Source organism: Meiothermus rufus DSM 22234 (assembly GCF_000423425.1).
Lineage (GTDB): Bacteria > Deinococcota > Deinococci > Deinococcales > Thermaceae > Meiothermus > Meiothermus rufus.
The window spans coordinates 1-16,984 of record NZ_AUHY01000059.1; the positions used below are offsets into that span (position 1 = coordinate 1).

Sequence of the window (16,984 nt, forward strand, 5' to 3'; positions counted from 1 at the left end):
ATCTTCTTGAAGACCTTCTTCTGGAGGCGGAGGGGATACGCCTCTTGCCCGTGCGCAAGGAGAATTCCAAGCGTTTCCACCTCTGGTACCCGTATCTGGCCATTACGCAACGGCGGGTGGTGGAGACGGTGGGCAGTATGCTTCATGCCCTCTTCCCCAGGCGCATCCACGCCACAACGCAGGAAGGGTTCCTCATCAAGGTCATCCTATTCGTCTTGGCCCACAACCTCAGGTTCATGGAAAGGAAGATGGCTGGGTAGCAACTTGGGTTATCCTACGCCATCCTAGACAAAAGAGCGCTGTTGGCCATACACCGCGAACAATAGGCGCTCACGAAACTCTAAAGGATCCATCTCGAGGGTTCCAAAACGGGCCAGATGGGGGTTTTGCACCTGGGCGTCGAAGAGGACATACCCCCTTTGGCGCAGGTGTTCCACCAAGCGTACCAGGGCTACCTTAGAGGCGTTGGGTACGCGGTAAAACATGCTGTCGCCGATGAAGGCTGCCCCCAAGGCCACCCCCAGGATGCCTCCGGCCAGCCGCCCATCCAGCCAGGTCTCGAAGCTATGGGCCAGGCCCAGCCGGTGCAGATCCAGGTAAAAGGCGGCTAACTCTGGGGTAATCCAGGTCTGGCCCCGGTAGGTACCCCCACGGGTGGCACAACCCTCCACCACCCCGGCGAAGTCGTGGTTAATCCGCACTTCAAAGCGGTTGGCGTTAAGCACGCGCCGCAGGCTGCGGGGAATGTGGAAGCGCTCGTCTAGCGGTACGACCGCCCGGTAGGCGGTATCGTAGGCCCGCTCGTCCACCCAGTGGATGCCGTCGGCAAAGCCCAACGGAAAAAAACCGTAGGAATACAGGTAGATAATCGCCTCCAGGTTGTGGGCATCGACCCGCATATCTGCCTAGTCCAACAAGCCCCTCAAGGTTTCTGCCGAGACATCCTCGCCTACCTCTTCCCGCTTCATGGCCCAGGCCGGCAGGGGAAAGGTAAGGGCTAGGGGCACCGGTACCTCGGGCTGGTGCAGAATCATGGTGCCCTGGGGCAAGATGACCGCCCGCTGGCGAAACGAAGCCGGCAGGTAGCGGTACTCGGGCCGCTCCGCTTCGGCAGCGTCGAGGCGGCCTACTACCCGGATGGCGGCGTTGCCCACCACCCGGCTTTCCACCTCGGAAGCGGTCTGCTGGGCCCCAATCAGGATCACCCCCAGGCTGCGCCCCCGCTCGGCGATGTCGAGCAGAATATCTTTGATGGGGCTTTCCCCTTCACGGGGAGCGTACTTGTTGAGCTCATCCAGCACCACAAAGACCCGGCCCGGGTAGTCGCCCCGCTCCTTGCGCTCGAAGACCTCGCGCAAAATGGCCCCCACCACGAACATCTGGGCCTGGGCAGGTAGCTGGTGGATATCCACCACGCTAACCTGCGCCCCTCCCAAGGGGTTAGGCGGCTGGCCCGGCTTATCCCCCCGGATGAGATGCTGCACATTGCCCACCGCCGCCCTAAGCCGGCGGACGAAGGCCTGAAGGGTGGCCGGGGCCTGCCGGGCCGTCCAGGCGCGGTCGCCCTTGGCCTCCTCTCCTTCCGATTCCGGCCCCAACAGCTTCAGCTCGATATAGTCTACCAGCTCGGCAAAGCTGCTAATTTTGAGCTTGCCCAGCTCGGCAAAGGATACCTCCCCCGATAGGGTCACAACCCCATCGTGCCCATCCTCCACCCACAGCCCTGGGCCCTTCTGATCCTTCGCCAGGTGGCGCAGCCGCTCAGTGACCTGGTCGATCAGGAAGCCCAGGTTGCTCATGGCCCCTCGGTCGGTGAAGAGGAAGGGCAGAAGCCCCTCGCGGCAGAACTGCACCAGGTCCCAGTGGTAGGGGCGTGCGTCCAGCCGGCCCACATCGGGCAGGATGTCCCCGGGGGTCTTGCGCGGGGGGGCCAGGAAGGCCACGCCTTGGAAAGGCCGGGCGGGCAGGTTCATCTTCCGGTAGGCCTCGAGGGCCTGGGGGCTTAGGTCCTTGTTGGGCTTATCCAGATAGAACAAATCCTCGCCCTTGACGTTGAAGATCAGAGCCCGGGTGTTGGCCTTCTCCAGATTGGCTGGGGATTGGAAGAGGCTATGCAACAAGAAGGTGGCGTAGCTGGTCTTGGCCGCCACCCCCGAGACCCCCGAGATGTTGACATGGCCCCCCTTGAAGCCATTCAGGAAGTCGAAGTTGACGTAGGCCACCTCGCCGTTTTTAAGCAAGCCCACCGGGAGGCCTTTATCCAGCATGCGGTCGTAGTAGAGGGCCCGTTGTAGGGCCTCCTCCTCGGCCCAATAGACCGGCGAGCCCGGACTGGGGGGCAGATACTCCTCGGGCTCGAGGCGGGTAACCTGCACATGGGCCGCGTAGGAGAGGCTTACCGGCAGTAGGTCGCGCTGGGCTAGGAAGACATCGGTATCAAAAGGGCTTCCCTCGTAGAGCTTGATGACCTCGTCCACCATGCCGTAGTAGCGCACCTTGCCGTCTACGCCCCCTCGCCGGGGGTCAGGATGGGGAAACTCCACATAAACCAGGTCGTCGAGGCGCAAGTACTGCCCCTCCTCCACGGCCACCCAGAAGTCCAGCGCCTTGGCCTCGCGGCTACCTAGCACCATGCCCACACGTCTCACCCATACCTCCTTAGGCAAACAGGGCCTGGTAGATTTTACGCCGAACCACCTCGCCATTGCCCAAGTACCGGCCCAGCCACTGCTCGAGGCCCCCAATGGGCACCAGATTCTGTGGGGCCCGGGGGTCGCGGGCCGGTGAAGAGGCCATACCCCCAAACAGGCTCACCGAAAGGTCGGCTAACTGGCGAGCCTGGTAAGGCTCAGGCGCCGGGGTCTCGACCCGCAGTAGGGCTGCCCCCCCATAGAAGGCGGTGCTGGGGTTCAAGGGCAGCCGGATATACCAGGAAAACACATCCAAAGGCCGGCGCAACGCATAGCCGGGTATGCGGAAGATGGGGGTACGCTCAAAAGGCTGGAGCTGGGCCAGCAAGGCTTGTTCCTCTGGGCCCAGGTAGGAAGCCGCCTGGGTCTTGGTGTAACCCAGCACCCGTTGGGGCTCGTGGATGGAGGCCTCCCCTGGGTATACCTGGCCGTCTAAAATCACCAATCCCCCTTCCAGCTCGTTGACCAGGCTGGCCTCGAGGGTGCGCATGGCCTCGGTGACCTTGCTGCGCAGGCTGGTGGGATCCACCCTGGGCACCCGCACGGGCTGGTAATGGGCCAGGCCCGGCGGCAGGGGTTCCAAAGCCTCGTGGGCATAAAGCAGCAGGTGGCGCCGCTTGGGCTCGCCCACGGGCCGAATCCCTCCACTATCGCGCCGCACTGCTCCAGCCACCACCGTGGCCAGTAAAGCCCGTCGCCCCTGGCCATCGGCAATCTGGGCCTCGATGCGCTGCCGGCCATCCACCAGGTACAACACCGGCCAGTCCTCTGGCCCTACTGGCTGGGGCCTTTGGGCCTGCCAGAGCCCTTCGTAGTGGGTTTCGATAACCTCGAGGCCCTCTTGGCCTTCCTCAGCCATCCGCTCGGGCAGGGCATACTCCGGGTTCCAGACCTCTAGCTTCCAGGCCATACAACCCCAGTCTAGCAGCCCGCTTTAGCCCAGTCCCCTGACACAAAGACCAGGGCCCAAAGCCCTGGTCGGGGGATAGGCCAGCCTGGTTTACCAACCGCGTTTAGCCAGCCGCTCCTCCTGGGAAAGGTAGTCCAGGTTGATACCCACCATAGCCTCGCCCAAATCCTCCGAGACCTCGGCCAGCACCTCGGGGTTGTTGTAGTGGGTTACGGCCCGCACAATGGCTCGAGCCCGCTTGCGCGGGTCGCCGGACTTGAAGATACCCGAGCCCACAAATACCCCGTCCATGCCAAGCTGCATCATCAAAGCGGCGTCGGCAGGGGTAGCGACCCCCCCGGCAGCGAAGTTCACCACCGGCAACCGGCCGTGCTCGTGCACCCACAGCACCAGCTCGTAGGGGGCCCCGATGTTTTTGGCATAGGTCATCAGCTCTTCTTTGGGCATGGCCTGAATCTGGCGGATGCCCCCCAGCACCTTGCGGGCATGGCGCACCGCCTCCACCACGTTGCCGGTGCCCGCCTCGCCCTTGGTACGGATCATGGCCGCCCCCTCGCCAATGCGGCGTAGGGCCTCGCCGATGTCGGTGGCCCCACAGACAAAAGGCACCTTGAAGGCGTGTTTGTCGATGTGGTAGGCCTCGTCCGCCGGGGTGAGCACCTCCGACTCATCGATGAAGTCCACCCCCAGCGCCTGGAGAATCTGGGCCTCCACAAAGTGCCCGATGCGGCACTTGGCCATCACCGGAATCGAGACTGCCTGCATGATCTCCTTGATCAGCTTGGGGTCGGACATCCGGGCTACACCCCCCTGGGCGCGTATATCGGCAGGCACGCGCTCGAGGGCCATCACCGCCACCGCCCCAGCTTCCTGGGCAATCTCGGCCTGCTGGGCATTGACCACATCCATGATCACGCCCCCCTTGAACATCTCAGCGAATCCGGTTTTGACCCGCAGGGTTCCTTTCTCCATCACTTCCTCCAGCTAAGTAGCATACGCCTTTTACCCTCTGGCTCCTAGGGGTCTAGCCCACCAAATGGGGGCTGGTGCCCCACTGGGCTCTCCGGGAGCAGGGTCGCGGTGGAGGATATCAGTAGACATCCTCGGGCTTTTTTTCCATTTTACCCGTCAGCCAGTAGATAATTCGCTCAGAGATGTTTTCCAAATGGTCGCCCAAACGCTCGTAGCTGCGGGCCACCCGCCCTAGGGTCAGGGCTTTGGTGATGGTGCGGGGGTCTTCCATCATGTAGGTCAGCAGCTCGCGCGAGACCTCCTCGTAAAGCCCGTCGATCTCGTCGTCGCGGCGGAAAACCTCCTTGGCCGCCTCGAGGTCGCGTTCGGCGATGGCCTTGGCGATCAGGTCGAGCATTCCCGCCAAGCGCCGGCCCATATCCGGCAGGGTGATGTAGTTTTTTAGTGGAGGCTCCTTGGCCAATAGCAGCACATCCTCAGCCACATGGGCGGCGTAATCCCCGGCCCGCTCGAGGTCGGTCAGGGCTTTAATGATGGTGAAGGTGAAGCGCAGATCCGAGGCCACCAAAGCCTGGCGGGCCATCAGGGTGATGACCTCAGCCTCGATCTGGAGCTCCATCTGGTCAACCTGATCGTCCTGGGCGATCACCTCCTGGGCCAGCCGGGGGTCCTGTTCAGCTAAGGCTTTACTGCTCTTCTCCACCATCTCCCGCACCAGCGAGATCATCCGGATGGTCTCCTCGGTGATTCGGTTGAGTTCACGGTCGAGTCCTTCGCGCATGGCTTCTCCTCTTCATAGTTTATTGCGCCTTCACCGCCCGACGCTCGCGCCTGGCCCCCGATGGAGCAGGAAAGGTCAGGCCGAAGGCGTTGCCCCTTTCCAAGGCCCGGCCATAGGCCGTTCCCCCCCAGCTTGTGGCCAGGCGACGTACCAGAGCCAGGCCCAGGCCAGTGCCCCGCACGTTAGCGGCATGCACCCCCCGCTGGCCGGGCTGGAAGAGCTTTTCGAACTCGCTGAGCGGCTGACCTTGGTTGCGCACCTCGAGCCAGACCCCCTGTTCACCCTCACCGCTCACCACCTCGATCTCGAGGCCGCTACCGTACTTAAGGGCATTGTCCAACAGGTTGAGCAGGGCTTGGTAGACCGCATCGGGGTTGGCCCGTACAGTATGCGGGGTTTCCCAACGAATCCAGGCCGATTTCTCCGCCAGCTGAGGGGCCAGAAAGCGCTCCAGGCGGGGATGCAACTCCTCCAAAGCAAAGGTACGCTCCTGGCTGGGCGGCTGGCCTAAGGGAAGGTCCTCTACCAGCCGCCACAGGCGCTGGGTCTCCTGGTAGAGCAGCTCCAAAGCCTCGCGGGCCTCCTGGGGCTTTAGGCCCTCCCTTAGGGCCTCCAACAAGGAAAGCATGCCCGCAATGGGCGTGCGAAACTCATGGGCCAGCACCCGGCTAGAGGCTTCCAAGGCCTCGAGGCGGCTTTTCTCCGCGCTTTGGTCCCACAGCAACAAAACCCCCGGCATCGCTTTAGCCCATAGCGTGCGGCCCCGCACCTCCACACTGGCCTCGCCCCCCCTACGGCAGAGAGCCTCGAGCTTGTGGTCGCGCAGAACCAGCAACAAAGGGCGGTGCAGCATCTTGGCCCGCTCCACCCCCAAAAGCGCGGCCGCTGCCGGGTTCAAGTAGCACACCCGCCCCTCAGCGAAGAGCACCACCCCTTCCCGGGCGTGCTCCCAGGCCTCCTGTAGCAGGGCGTTCAGGTTCAATCTGGCTTACTCCTTGAAGCGGTAGCCCACCCCGCGCAGGGTCTCCAGAAAACGCGGGGCCTTGGGGTCCTCATTGAGCTTGTCCCGTAGCTGGGCCACATGCTGGTCCACGGTGCGGGCAGTGCCCAAAAACTCCTGGCCCCAGACCCGCTCTAAAAGCTCCTCGCGGGTATAAACCCGCCCGGGGTGGCGGGCCAGAAAGGCCAGCAGGTCGAACTCGCGCCGGGTGAGTTCTAGGGGATGACCCTCTAAAAAGGCCTGGTGGCGCTCCAAATCGAGGCTTAGGGCCCCCCGCTCGAGCCGCCCGCTCTTCCCCACCCGGCGCAACAACGCCTGCACCCGGGCCAGAAGCTCGGGGGTGGAAAAGGGTTTGGTCAGGTAATCGTCAGCCCCCCGGACTAGCCCCTCCACCCGATCCTGCTCGGCTACCCGGGCGGTTAGCATCAGCACCGGCATATTCTCGTAGCGGCCATCACGGCGCAGGCGCTCCAGCAGGCGCACCCCGGGTTCATCGGGCAGCATCCAGTCTAGGATAACCAGGTCAGCCTGAGGCAGCTTCTCCCACCCCTCGCGGGCAGTGGCGGCCTCCAAAACCTGATGCCCAGCCCGGGCCAGCGAAAGCCGTAACCCCATCCGCACCGAGGGCTCGTCTTCCACCAACAGCAGTTTCGACATCCCCTACAGTCTAGCCCGAAAGCAGTCAGGACAATGTCATGGCTTTTCCCCTACCCCCAGCCTAAGCCAGACCCGGCCTTCCAGGCTGGCCTCTGGTTCCAGCACCCGCACCCCGGTATCGGGCCAGCCCTGGCTTAGGAGATTGAAACCGTCGGTGGCGTGGGTTACCGGCTCGAGGGCCAGGCTTCCATCTGGGGCGGTGAAGAACACCAGATGAGAAAAGATGGGCTCGGCCTCCAGGCGCAACCGCCAGCCAGAACCCGGCCAGGTAAGCTCGAGCCAGCCCTCCCACCCGGCAAAGACGTGGTCGAAGCGGGCCGAACCCACGGGCTTAGGCTGGGAGAAATCGAAGCCCGGGGGAAGGGGTTGGGCAGGCTGGGTAGGCAGGCAGCTTTGGTCGGTCAGGTAGACCCGCCGGGCACGGAATTGCAGCCGGGCTTCCTCTGAATAGCCCAAAAAGCGCATGAAGTAGGGATGGTGCCCCATCCCCGCTGGCATCGGCTCCTGGCCTGTGTTCTGCAACCGGGTGTGTATCTCTAGCCCCTGGGGCAAAAGCCGATAGGTCAGCTCTACCGCAAAGGGAAAGGGAAAGTTCACCTCGGCAAAGCGGCTCGAGTCGAAACGGCAGAAAAGCGTCTTTTCATCCCGGCGTGCCCAGGCCCAAGGCCGGCTGTGCACCTCCCCGTGTAGGGTCTGGCCGTCGGCCCAGTTGGGCTTGAGCTGGTAGGTTTTACCGGCGAAGACAAAGCGGCCCTCGCGGATGCGGTTGGAGTAGGGGGCCAGCGGGTAGCTCGAGGTCTCCGGTGAGCGGCCCTGGGCCAAGGCAGCCGCAGCGGTAGAGCGCAGCAACGGCAGCCAAAACCCTTGGCTAAATAGCTCTAGACCCACGATGCTGGCCCCCAGTTCCGGGGCCACGGTTAGGCGCAGCCCATCGTTTTGCAGGACTTCCAGGTGCATGGCTTCAGTCTACGCGCTAGACTACGTAAGGTATGCACGTCTTCCGACTGCGGGGCGACTTTGCGTCGCTGGATATCTACAGCGCGGCCCTATTCGAGCTGGGGGCCCGGGGCCTGGAGGAAAAAAGGGGCGAGGTCTGGGCCTACTTTCCCCAACGCCTCGAGCTGCCCTTCCCGGGGGAATGGCTCGAGCTACCCGATACCGACTGGCTGGAAGCCTACAAGCGCGACCTCAAGCCGGTGCAGGCCGGGCCCTTCGTGGTGCTGGCCCCCTGGCACACCTGGGAAGGCCCCCAGAAGCGCCTGGTCATTGAGCCAGGCATGGCCTTTGGCACCGGCCACCACGAGACCACCCGGTTGGCCCTCGAGGCCCTGGCCGTCCGGGTCGAGCCCGGGATGCGGGTGCTGGACCTGGGGACTGGCTCAGGCATTTTGGCCATTGCCGCGGGCCTGCTGGGGGCCGAGGCTTTGGGACTGGACATTGACCCCAGCGTGATCCCCCAGGCAGAGGAAAACGCCCGGATCAACCAGGTGCCCGCCCAGTTCCGCCTGGGCAGCCTGGAAGACGTAGAAGGCCCGGTAGACCTGGTAGTGGCCAACCTGTTCGCCGAGCTACACGCCTACCTGGCCGAGAGCTATCGCAAGGTCTTTGGGGTCTGCGGTATCCTGATACTGAGTGGCATCCTGCTGGAACGGGAGGCCCTGGTCGAGGAGGCCCTGGCCGCCCAAGCCTTCAAGCTTTTGGAGCGCCGGCAGGAGGGGGAGTGGGTCTGCCTGACCTACGCCGCGGTGTAGCCATGCGCCCCCATCGCGCCTTTGTAGAGAAAATAGCGCCTCGGATCGGGCTCACGGGCCGCGAGGCCCGCCACTTAGCCCAGGTTTTGCGGGCCCGGAAGGGGGATATCCTCACCGTCTTCGATGGCCAGGGCCTGGAGGGGCGGGCCCAGGTGGTGGCCCTAGAACCAGGGTGCATCTGGTTGCAGGTGGAGGAAACCTGGCCAGCCAGCCGCGAGACCCCCCAGCCCATCACCCTCTACCTGGCCCTGCTCAAAGGCGACCACCTGGCCGAGGTGGTGCGGGCCGCCACCGAGCTGGGGGTAGAGCAGGTGGTCCCCATCCTGTGCCAGCACTGCGTGGTGCGCGAGCTGAGCCAGGCCAAGCTCGAGCGGCTTCAGCGCATCGCCCGCGAGGCAGCCAAGCAGTGCCAGCGCAGCCGGGTGCCCACGGTACAGCCGTTACTTTTTCTCAAGGAGGTTCCGAGAGTGGAACAGGGCTTCGTGGCCCACCCCCAGGCCTCTCTTCTGGTGCACCAGCGCTTCGACCCCCAGCGGCCTACGGCCCTTCTGACCGGCCCCGAGGGGGGACTAAGCCCGGCCGAGGTGGCCTTGCTGGAGGAGCGGGGCTTCACCCCGGTCACCCTGGGGCCCCGCATCCTGCGGGCCGAGACCGCCCCAGTGGCCCTTTTGAGTCTGGTAACGGCGGCTTTCGGACTATGAAGCCATGGCTCTGGCTGGTGCTGGTGGTGCTGTTCTCGGCCTGCCGCTATACCTTCTTGCCCCTCGACCCAGGCCGGGCCACCCTGCCGGAGCGGCTTAGCCTGAGCGGCACCCTCGAGGTGACCGAGCATGGCGCCCTAGCCCGGCTGGTGGTGCGGCGCATAGCCGAGCCGGTCTACCTCGAGCTGCGCTGGTACAAAGGCGACCAGCTCTTCCAGGAACGCTCCCTTTGGGTAGAAAAGCCTGGGGTCTACCAAGCCCACTTCGAACGGCTGGACGAGGGCTACTACCGGCTGGTGGTGCTGGCGCGGCAAAGCCCCTTGCTACAGCTCGAGGTGGGCTCTCCCCTGCTGCCCCCACCCCCCGCGCCCCCGCCGGGCTAACCCCCGCCTACCCCAATCAGCAGCAACACCAAAGGAATGGTCATAAACGACAGCACCGAGGAGACCACCACCGCCCGGGCAGCCCGCGGGCCGTCCCCGCCAAACTCCCCCGCCATCAAAAAAGCGTTGACGGCAATGGGCATGGCGCTTTGCAAGACCAAAACCTGAATATCCAGGCGCTCTAAGCCCAGTGCCCAGCCCACCACCCCGGCCAAAAGGGGGGCGGCCAACAAGCGAAGCGCGCTGGCCTGCAGCTCAAAGGACCCCCACTCGGGCTGGGAACGGGCGATTTGAATCCCCAAGGTGAGCAGCATCACCGGAATACAGGCCTGGCCCAGAAGGTGCACCCCTTCGCCCAGCCCCAGCGGCAGGGGCAGCCCCAAGCCCCGCACCGCCAACCCCCCCACCAGGGCCCAAAACAGGGGCAGCCGCAGGGTGAACCCTAGGCTTTGCACGAACCCCCCACCCCGCAGGAAGGCCGGCCCCAAGCCGAACATTAGCACGCTACTGGCGATAAAAAAAACGATGGCCCGGTCGAGACCGGGCTGGCCCAGGGCAAAAAAGCAGAGGGAAAGGCCCATGTTGCCCGAGTTAGGAAAGGTAGCCGAAGCAATCAGGGCTTTGGCCGCCCCTTGCTCCAAACGAAGCCACCGGGCCAACCCCAAGGCCAGCAAGTACAGCCCAGCAGAGGCCAGGAAAAAGGCCGCAGTGATTCCTACCACACTGGCCCCGGTTAGCTTGGCCCGCAGCATGGCATCGAAGATCAGCACCGGCACTAGGACATAAATCGAGAGCTTGGAAAGGGTTGGCAGATCAAACTCGATGCGCCGACCCACCAGGTAACCGGTCAGCACAATAAAAGCCACCGGCACCACCGTGTTGAGCAGGGCTTCCATACCCTGGTAGCTTACCTGAAGCAAGAAAAAACGGCCCCCAAAAGGGGGCCGGGGTTATTCCAGCCTAGTGCGCGTGCCCGTGAGGACCATGGGCGTGGCCGTGCTCGAGCTCCTCCAGGGTGGCCGGGCGGATGGCCGTGAGGGTCACCTCAAAATCCAGAGTCTCGCCGGCCAGGACATGGTTGAAATCGATGGTGACGTCGCGGCCCTCCACACTCAAGACGGTGAAGGGCATAGGGTTGCCCTGGGGGTCTTCCGCGTAAAACATGGCCCCCTCCACCACCTCGGCATCGGGGGGAAAGGCTTCCCGGTCTACTACCTGCACCCCTTCCGGGTCGTAGGGGCCGTAGCCTTTCTCGGGTGGAACCGAGACCACCACGGTCTCTCCCACCGTCTTGCCTTCCAGCGCCTCTTCCAGCCCCGGCACGATGTTGCGGTGGCCGTGCAGGTAGTCCAGCTCCCCTTGGTCGATCAGCTCGTTGTCTACGTGCAGGGTATAGCGAATGGTCACCACATGGTCTTTGCTTGCTGTCATACGTGCTCCTCTCCCTTCACAGAAACCTGTTGTTTCCGCGAGACAACTGAGTATAAGACATCCCAAGTGAAGAAATGGTAAACCCAAGCGGGTATACCCTGAGGCAATGGCCTATGCTATGGGCATGAACGTCGAACAGGTGATCGGTAAAACCCCGGTGGTCCGGCTCAAGCGCCTGGTCGAACCGGGCATGGCCGAGGTTTGGGTCAAGCTCGAGGGCAACAACCCTGGGGGCTCCATCAAGGATCGCACAGCCTGGTACTTGATTAAAGACGCCGAGGAACGCGGTATCTTGAGGCCAGGCTCGGGCCAGCTCATCGTGGAACCCACCAGTGGGAACACCGGCATCGGCCTGGCTATGGTAGCCGCCAGCCGGGGTTACCGGCTCATCCTCACCATGCCGGCCCAGATGTCGGAGGAGCGCAAGCGCATCCTGCGGGCCTATGGGGCTGAGCTGATCCTGACCGATCCCAGCCGGCGCATGCTGGCTGCCATCGAGGAGGCCCAGCGCATCGTGGCCGAGCAAGGGGCCTTCATGCCCAACCAGTTCGATAATCCTGCCAATGCCCGGGCCCACTACGAGACCACTGGCCCAGAGATATTCCAGCAGATGGAAGGCCGCCTCGATGCCTTTGTCTACGGCTCGGGTACCGGGGGGACGATCATGGGGGTAGGCCGGTACCTGCGCGAACGGCTTCCCAAGGTGCAGATCATCGCCTGCGAGCCCCGGCGCAGCAACGTGCTTTCGGGGGGGCAGATGGGTTCGCACCAGTTTCAGGGCATGGGGCCGGGCTTCATCCCCCCCAACCTAGACGTGAATATGCTGGATCGGGTCATCCAGGTGCTAGAGGAGGACGCCTTCCCTCTGGCCAAGCCTCTAGCCCGCCAGGAAGGGCTTTTTGTGGGCATGAGCGCCTGTGGCATGATCTGGGCGGCTTTGCAAGTAGCGCGGGAGCTAGGCCCCGGCAAGCGGGTGTTGACCATCGCCTGCGACTCAGGGATGAAGTACCTTTCTACCCCTTTGTTCGCTGAAGAGGAAAGCAGGCCGGTCGCTTCCTGAGGCCAGGCCCGCAAGCCCGGCAGTGTTTATGTTTTTAGCGGAGAGGGTGTGATACCCTACGCTCGAGTATGCTAGAACGCCTCGAGGTGCAAAACCTGGCCGTGCTGGAGCAGGTAGCGCTGGAGTTTGGCCCCGGCCTGACCGTTCTCACCGGCGAGACCGGGGCGGGCAAGAGCGTGCTGGTGGATGCCCTTTCCTTACTGCTGGGGGAGCGGGCCGAGGGCCTGGTTCGCCCAGGGGCCGAGGCCCTGCTGGTCACCGCTTTTTTCGCTGGCAAGAGCCTCTCCCGCAAAGTCTCACAGGGCCGCAGCACCCCCCGGATCGATGGGGAGGTCGTCAGCCTCAAGGAGCTAAGCGAGGAAGCCGCCAAGCACCTGGCGATCCATGCCCAGCACGCGGCACTGGCCCTTTATAGCCGAAAAGCCCAGCGCCGCTTGCTCGACGCCCAGCTAGACCCCAGGCTGCTCGAGGCCTACCAGCAGGCCTACGCCCGCTTCCAGGCTTTGCTGCAGGAAAGCCAATGCCTCGAGGCCGCCGCCCGTGAACGTGAGCGCAAGCTGGACATCCTGCGCTTCCAAACGGAAGAAATCGAACGGGCCCGACTGGAAGTGGGCGAGGAAGAGGCCCTCCGGCAGGAAGCCGAGCGCCTGCGCCACCTCGAGGCCCTGCGCGAGCGGGTCTCAGCGGCCTTGGGCCTGCTCAGCGGGGAGGGCGACGCTTTGGGCCTGGTAGGGCAGGCCGCACGGGAGATTAAAACGGTAGGTCGCTTCGACGAGGCACTCGTACCGTTAGGGCAGGAACTGGAGGGGGCCTTGGATGCCCTCAGGGCGGTGAACCGCGAGCTAGAAGACTACCTCGAGCGCCTCGAGGCCGACCCCGAACGCCTGGAACAGGTGGAAGCCCGGCTGGCCCAGATCGAGCGGCTCGAGCGCAAATACGGCGCGGGTATCCCGGCCATCCTCGAGTTCGCCCAGGCGGCCCGGCGCGAGCTAGCCGAGCTGGAAGGGGCCGAGGATCGCTTAGCCCAGCTTCAGATGGAAAAAGAGCAGGCCTGGCAGGCCCTACTGGCTGCGGGCCAGGCCCTTTCCCAGGCCCGGGCCCAGGCCGCCCTCCAGCTCTCCCAGGAAGCCAGTGGGGAAATCCGGGCTTTGGGCATGCCCCAGGCCCACTTCGAGGTGGGGCTGGTCCCCCTAGACAAACCGGGCCCTGAAGGGCTGGAGGAAGTGGAGCTGCGCTTCTCCGCCAACCCCGGCCTGCCCCTGGCCCCCTTAGAGAAAGCCGCCTCGGGAGGCGAGCTTTCACGGGTCATGCTGGCTTTAGCCCTGCTTACCGGCAGCGAGGCCGAGACGGTAGTCTTCGACGAGATCGACACCGGTGTGGGGGGGGAAGCTGCCTGGCAGGTGGCCGAGCGGCTGGCCCGGCTAGCCCAGCAGCGCCAGGTGCTGGTGGTCACCCATCTTCCCCAGATCGCGGCCCGGGCCCAGACCCACTACCGGGTGGTCAAGGAGGCCCAGGGTGTGCGGGTGGAGCCAGTACAAGACGAGGAACGGGTGCGGGAACTAGCCCGCATGCTCTCGGGCAGCTACTCTGAGGCTGCCCTAAAGCACGCCCGTGAGCTGCTAGGCCCGGCCCCGTAACGGGCAAAGGGGTTGTTGCGTAACAAAGGTAACCCTCCTACACTGAAACTATCACCCGATGAAAGCCCCGCCTCCCCTCGAGCCCGATACCCTGCGCTGGCTGGAGCAGCTTCCCGAGGCAGCGGTCTGGCTGGATGAAGCGGGCCGGATTGGCTGGGGCAACCCAACCGCCAAAGCCTTGTTCCCCCACGGCCTGGGGCAGCGCTTGGAAGAGCTGCTCAGCCCCCAGGTCCCGCAAGCTGGGGAGTGGTTCCCCCAGAATCTTCTAGGGCTTGCTGGCCAGCGCTGGCGCTGGTTCCAGCTTAGCCGGGCCCCCTACAAAAACGGTCAGCTCTGCCTCTTGCACGAGGTAACTCCAGCTTACCACCAGGCCTTGGCCTATGCCTCCTCCCTCGAGGTGCTCTCCAACCTCCTGGCCCAGGAGGCCCGATTCGAGGAAACACTACAGCGGGTGCTGCAAACCGCGGTGGCAGTGGTTCCGGGGGCCGAGGCGGGTAGCCTGGCTCTGCTGGAACAAGATCAGTTCCGCTTTGTAGCCCAGATTGGCTTCGAGGACGAGCTAACCCGGTATGCCCTCAGCTACGAGCGCGAGCTGGAGTGGTACGGACTGGGAGAGGAAGCCTGGCGGCAAGGCATACCCCGGCTGCTGGTGGCTCCCCAAATACAAGAACGCAGCCGGCAGGCCGCCCCAGACCCGGGCGTGTTCGAGCGGATAGGCCGACTGGAAGAACTCAAAGCCACCATTACCGTACCCATCGTCTTGCACGGCAAGGTAATGGGCACCCTTAACCTCGACGCCCTCAGCTCCACCGAGGCTTTTCCCCCGGAGAGTCTCTCCATTGCCCAGACCTTTGCCCTGCAGGCTGCCACCGTGCTCTACGGCCTGCTCTTGCGCCGCCATCTATCCGATATGGCCCTGCGGGACGCCCTAACCGGCCTGGGCAACCGCCATGCTCTGGAGGAAGGCTTTGTCAAGGCCAAGGCCCTGGCCGAGCGACTGGAACTGCCTCTAACCCTCATCTACTGGGACATGAATGGTCTCAAACGCATCAACGATCAGTACGGGCACGCCACAGGCGACCAGGCCCTGCGGCTGCTAGGCCGGGCCCTGCGCGGAGCGGTGCGCCAGGAAGACCAGGCCTTCCGTATCGGTGGGGATGAGTTCGTCACCTTGCACCTGGGCCTACCCCTGGCTGAGGCCCCTGAGGTGATTGAGCGGGTACGCTCGGAAATCCATGTAGAGGTCAGCGCGGGGGCCATCGAGGTCACCGCTCGGATGGATCTAGCCGCAGCCCTGGAAAAAGGCGACGCCGCCATGTATGCCGACAAGCGCGGCACCCCAAAACTAGACGAGACCTAGCAGCACCCGCACCCCATCGGCCACATACTGCACCGCCAAAGCCGCCAGCAAAATCCCCAACACCCGGGTGATCACGTTAATGCCGGTGCGCCCCAGGGAGCTGGAAAACTTGAGCGCCGCCCGCAACGACCAGTAGGTGAGGAAAAGCACCAGCGCGGCCATAGCCAGCACCAGTCCAAAGCCCACCACCCCGCTGGGGGCCGACCCAGCCAGAATCAGCACCCCAGCCAATGTTCCCGGCCCGGCAATGAGGGGAATGGCCAGGGGAAACACCGAGATGTCGGCCCGCACCTGCGACTCGGCCTGTTCTTCGTCGGTCTCGCGCTCGAGCTGGGCGTTGATCATATCTAGGGCAATTCGGAACAAAAGCAGCCCCCCTGCCACCTTGAGGGCCTCGAGGCTGATCCCTAAGTAGCGCAGGATCACCCCTCCCAACAAGGCAAAAAGCAACACGATTAGCCCGGCCACAGTGGTGGCCTTCAGGGCAATGCGCTTTTGCTCTTGGTAGCTGCGTGTACCCACCAAGGCCAGAAATAGCGGTATCAGGCCGATGGGGTCAATCAGCACAAATAAAGTCAGAAAGGCCTTTAACGCAAACTCCACCACAGGCATCCTTAGCGCTAGGTGAGTAGCGCCTCAAACTCTTCCTGAAGGGCCTCGGCCACCGCCACGCTGCGCCCCACCACTAAGATGGTGTCCTCCCCGGCGATGGTGCCCACGATATCGTCACGGCGCAACCGGTCTATCAATAGGGCAATGCCCGAAGCATGCCCCTCAGAAACCTTCAGCACCAGGATGTTCTCGCCTCGGTCTACGTCGTGCACAAAGGTAGGAAAGATGCGCCGGAGCTCCTCCATCACGTCTTCCGCCACATCCACCGGGGCTAGGGCGTACTTGTGTTTGCCCCGACCAAGGGGCACCCGCACCAAGCGCAGCTCGTTGATATCGCGGCTCACGGTGGCCTGGGTTACGTCGAAGTTCATCTCGCGTAGCCGCTGTACCAACTGGGCCTGGGTAGAAATGCTCTCCCGGCTGATAATCTCTTGGATGGCCCGATGCCGCTGCTCCTTGCTTGCCATGGTGCAATCGCTCCAAGTTTCGCCCTGCGATTATACAGGTCTACCCCGACCAACATGCATAAAGACACAACCCCTCAGGGTTTTTATCCCCTGGTTGGGGCAGGCGAGTCGGACTAATCCGCTGTTTCGGCCACCTCGCGGGGGTAAAGCTGATCCAGGTACTTACTCAGGCGATCCTCGGCAATCAGGTTTTCCCCTATTTGCAACCGGCCCGTCAGAAGTTCCTTCATAGCCCAGGTTACCGCGTTGGGGTCGGGCTTCTCCCCCTCGAGGGTGCGCATGCGGGGGATTTCGTGGCTTTCCAGAACGGTGTTTTTGAAATCGTAGCGCAGCAACTGCTGGGCGCGCTTGGCGGTCACCACCGTCAGGCGGTACTTGGAGTCGGTCAGGGTTAGAAGGGTGTCAATGCCAGGCTCTGCCATACGTAGACCTCTCTAAAGGGAAGATTGTACAGCAGAATCGGCGCTGTGCCGAGAGCGTGTAATCGGTCAACACATGTGAGACTGGGGAACCGACTCCTCCTGCATCTTAGCTAAATACTCCAAGGGAGCAAGACCCCCCAGGGCCATGTG

19 protein-coding genes and 1 pseudogene are annotated in these 16,984 nt (G+C 63.7%); 7 read left to right on the forward strand and 13 right to left on the reverse strand.

The window, feature by feature from the left end; translation table 11 throughout:
* Nucleotides 1-260, forward strand: a pseudogene (locus G552_RS16525) (IS982 family transposase); the annotation flags it as partial.
* A 24-nt stretch (nt 261-284) separates the two neighbouring features.
* On the opposite strand, the gene aat reads toward G552_RS16525, so the two are convergent.
* From aat to G552_RS0110795, 8 genes are all read right to left on the reverse strand, one after another.
* On the reverse strand, nt 285-899 hold the full coding sequence (gene aat / locus G552_RS0110760) for a leucyl/phenylalanyl-tRNA--protein transferase (protein ID WP_027883043.1): 615 nt from the start codon (nt 897-899) through the stop codon (nt 285-287).
* Nucleotides 900-905: 6 nt separating this feature from the next.
* The gene (locus G552_RS0110765; RefSeq protein WP_027883044.1) at nt 906-2,648 is read right to left on the reverse strand and encodes an ATP-binding protein; all 1,743 of its coding nucleotides are present in this window, start codon (nt 2,646-2,648) and stop codon (nt 906-908) included.
* Nucleotides 2,649-2,658: 10 nt separating this feature from the next.
* On the reverse strand, nt 2,659-3,600 hold the full coding sequence (locus tag G552_RS0110770) for a hypothetical protein (protein WP_027883045.1): 942 nt from the start codon (nt 3,598-3,600) through the stop codon (nt 2,659-2,661).
* Nucleotides 3,601-3,690: 90 nt separating this feature from the next.
* Nucleotides 3,691-4,572 carry a pyridoxal 5'-phosphate synthase lyase subunit PdxS gene (gene pdxS / locus G552_RS0110775; RefSeq protein ID WP_027883046.1) on the reverse strand — a complete coding sequence of 294 codons (882 nt, stop codon included), beginning with the start codon at nt 4,570-4,572 and terminating at the stop codon, nt 3,691-3,693.
* 118 nt (nt 4,573-4,690) lie between these two features.
* The gene (phoU, locus tag G552_RS0110780) at nt 4,691-5,353 is read right to left on the reverse strand and encodes a phosphate signaling complex protein PhoU (RefSeq protein WP_027883047.1); all 663 of its coding nucleotides are present in this window, start codon (nt 5,351-5,353) and stop codon (nt 4,691-4,693) included.
* Nucleotides 5,354-5,372: 19 nt separating this feature from the next.
* On the reverse strand, nt 5,373-6,329 hold the full coding sequence (locus tag G552_RS0110785) for a sensor histidine kinase (protein ID WP_027883048.1): 957 nt from the start codon (nt 6,327-6,329) through the stop codon (nt 5,373-5,375).
* A gap of 12 nt (nt 6,330-6,341) precedes the next feature.
* A complete protein-coding gene (locus tag G552_RS0110790) occupies nt 6,342-7,010 on the reverse strand; it encodes a response regulator transcription factor (protein ID WP_027883049.1) in 669 nt (222 codons plus the stop codon).
* A gap of 36 nt (nt 7,011-7,046) precedes the next feature.
* The gene (locus G552_RS0110795; RefSeq protein ID WP_027883050.1) at nt 7,047-7,967 is read right to left on the reverse strand and encodes an aldose 1-epimerase; all 921 of its coding nucleotides are present in this window, start codon (nt 7,965-7,967) and stop codon (nt 7,047-7,049) included.
* A 32-nt stretch (nt 7,968-7,999) separates the two neighbouring features.
* On the opposite strand from G552_RS0110795, the gene G552_RS0110800 reads away from it, so the two are divergent.
* From G552_RS0110800 to G552_RS0110810, 3 genes are read left to right on the forward strand one after another with little or no spacing between them, the layout of a single operon-like run.
* Nucleotides 8,000-8,761 (forward strand): 50S ribosomal protein L11 methyltransferase, encoded by a 762-nt coding sequence (locus G552_RS0110800; protein WP_027883051.1) that lies wholly within the window; start codon nt 8,000-8,002, stop codon nt 8,759-8,761.
* Between the two features lie 2 nt (nt 8,762-8,763).
* The gene (locus G552_RS0110805) at nt 8,764-9,462 is read left to right on the forward strand and encodes a 16S rRNA (uracil(1498)-N(3))-methyltransferase (RefSeq protein ID WP_027883052.1); all 699 of its coding nucleotides are present in this window, start codon (nt 8,764-8,766) and stop codon (nt 9,460-9,462) included.
* On the forward strand, nt 9,459-9,845 hold the full coding sequence (locus tag G552_RS0110810; RefSeq protein ID WP_027883053.1) for a hypothetical protein: 387 nt from the start codon (nt 9,459-9,461) through the stop codon (nt 9,843-9,845). The genes G552_RS0110805 and G552_RS0110810 overlap by 4 nt, the downstream gene beginning before the upstream one ends.
* On the opposite strand, the gene G552_RS0110815 is transcribed toward G552_RS0110810, so the two are convergent.
* Both G552_RS0110815 and G552_RS0110820 read right to left on the reverse strand, forming a co-directional pair.
* Nucleotides 9,842-10,741, reverse strand: a complete 900-nt coding sequence (locus G552_RS0110815; protein ID WP_027883054.1) for an AEC family transporter — start codon at nt 10,739-10,741, stop codon at nt 9,842-9,844. The two genes, G552_RS0110810 and G552_RS0110815, sit on opposite strands and share 4 nt — an antisense overlap.
* Before the next feature lie 64 nt (nt 10,742-10,805).
* Nucleotides 10,806-11,276: an FKBP-type peptidyl-prolyl cis-trans isomerase gene (locus tag G552_RS0110820; protein ID WP_027883055.1), complete on the reverse strand. Its 471-nt coding sequence runs from the start codon at nt 11,274-11,276 to the stop codon at nt 10,806-10,808.
* Between the two features lie 124 nt (nt 11,277-11,400).
* On the opposite strand from G552_RS0110820, the gene cysK reads away from it, so the two are divergent.
* The 3 genes from cysK to G552_RS15865 all read left to right on the forward strand — a co-directional run bounded on the left by cysK (nt 11,401) and on the right by G552_RS15865 (nt 15,333).
* A complete protein-coding gene (cysK, locus tag G552_RS0110825) occupies nt 11,401-12,336 on the forward strand; it encodes a cysteine synthase A (RefSeq protein ID WP_027883056.1) in 936 nt (311 codons plus the stop codon).
* A 68-nt stretch (nt 12,337-12,404) separates the two neighbouring features.
* Nucleotides 12,405-13,973 (forward strand): DNA repair protein RecN, encoded by a 1,569-nt coding sequence (locus G552_RS0110830; RefSeq protein ID WP_027883057.1) that lies wholly within the window; start codon nt 12,405-12,407, stop codon nt 13,971-13,973.
* 58 nt (nt 13,974-14,031) lie between these two features.
* Nucleotides 14,032-15,333, forward strand: a complete 1,302-nt coding sequence (locus G552_RS15865; protein WP_051195781.1) for a GGDEF domain-containing protein — start codon at nt 14,032-14,034, stop codon at nt 15,331-15,333.
* Here G552_RS15865 and G552_RS0110840 read toward each other — a convergent pair.
* From G552_RS0110840 to rpoZ, 3 genes are all read right to left on the reverse strand, one after another.
* Nucleotides 15,319-15,939, reverse strand: a complete 621-nt coding sequence (locus G552_RS0110840) for a MarC family protein (protein WP_027883059.1) — start codon at nt 15,937-15,939, stop codon at nt 15,319-15,321. The genes G552_RS15865 and G552_RS0110840 overlap by 15 nt on opposite strands.
* Before the next feature lie 14 nt (nt 15,940-15,953).
* On the reverse strand, nt 15,954-16,412 hold the full coding sequence (gene argR / locus G552_RS0110845) for an arginine repressor (RefSeq protein WP_027883060.1): 459 nt from the start codon (nt 16,410-16,412) through the stop codon (nt 15,954-15,956).
* A gap of 113 nt (nt 16,413-16,525) precedes the next feature.
* Nucleotides 16,526-16,834, reverse strand: coding sequence for a DNA-directed RNA polymerase subunit omega (gene rpoZ, locus G552_RS0110850; protein WP_027883061.1), 309 nt, complete (start codon nt 16,832-16,834; stop codon nt 16,526-16,528).
* Between the last annotated feature and the right edge of the window lie 150 nt (nt 16,835-16,984).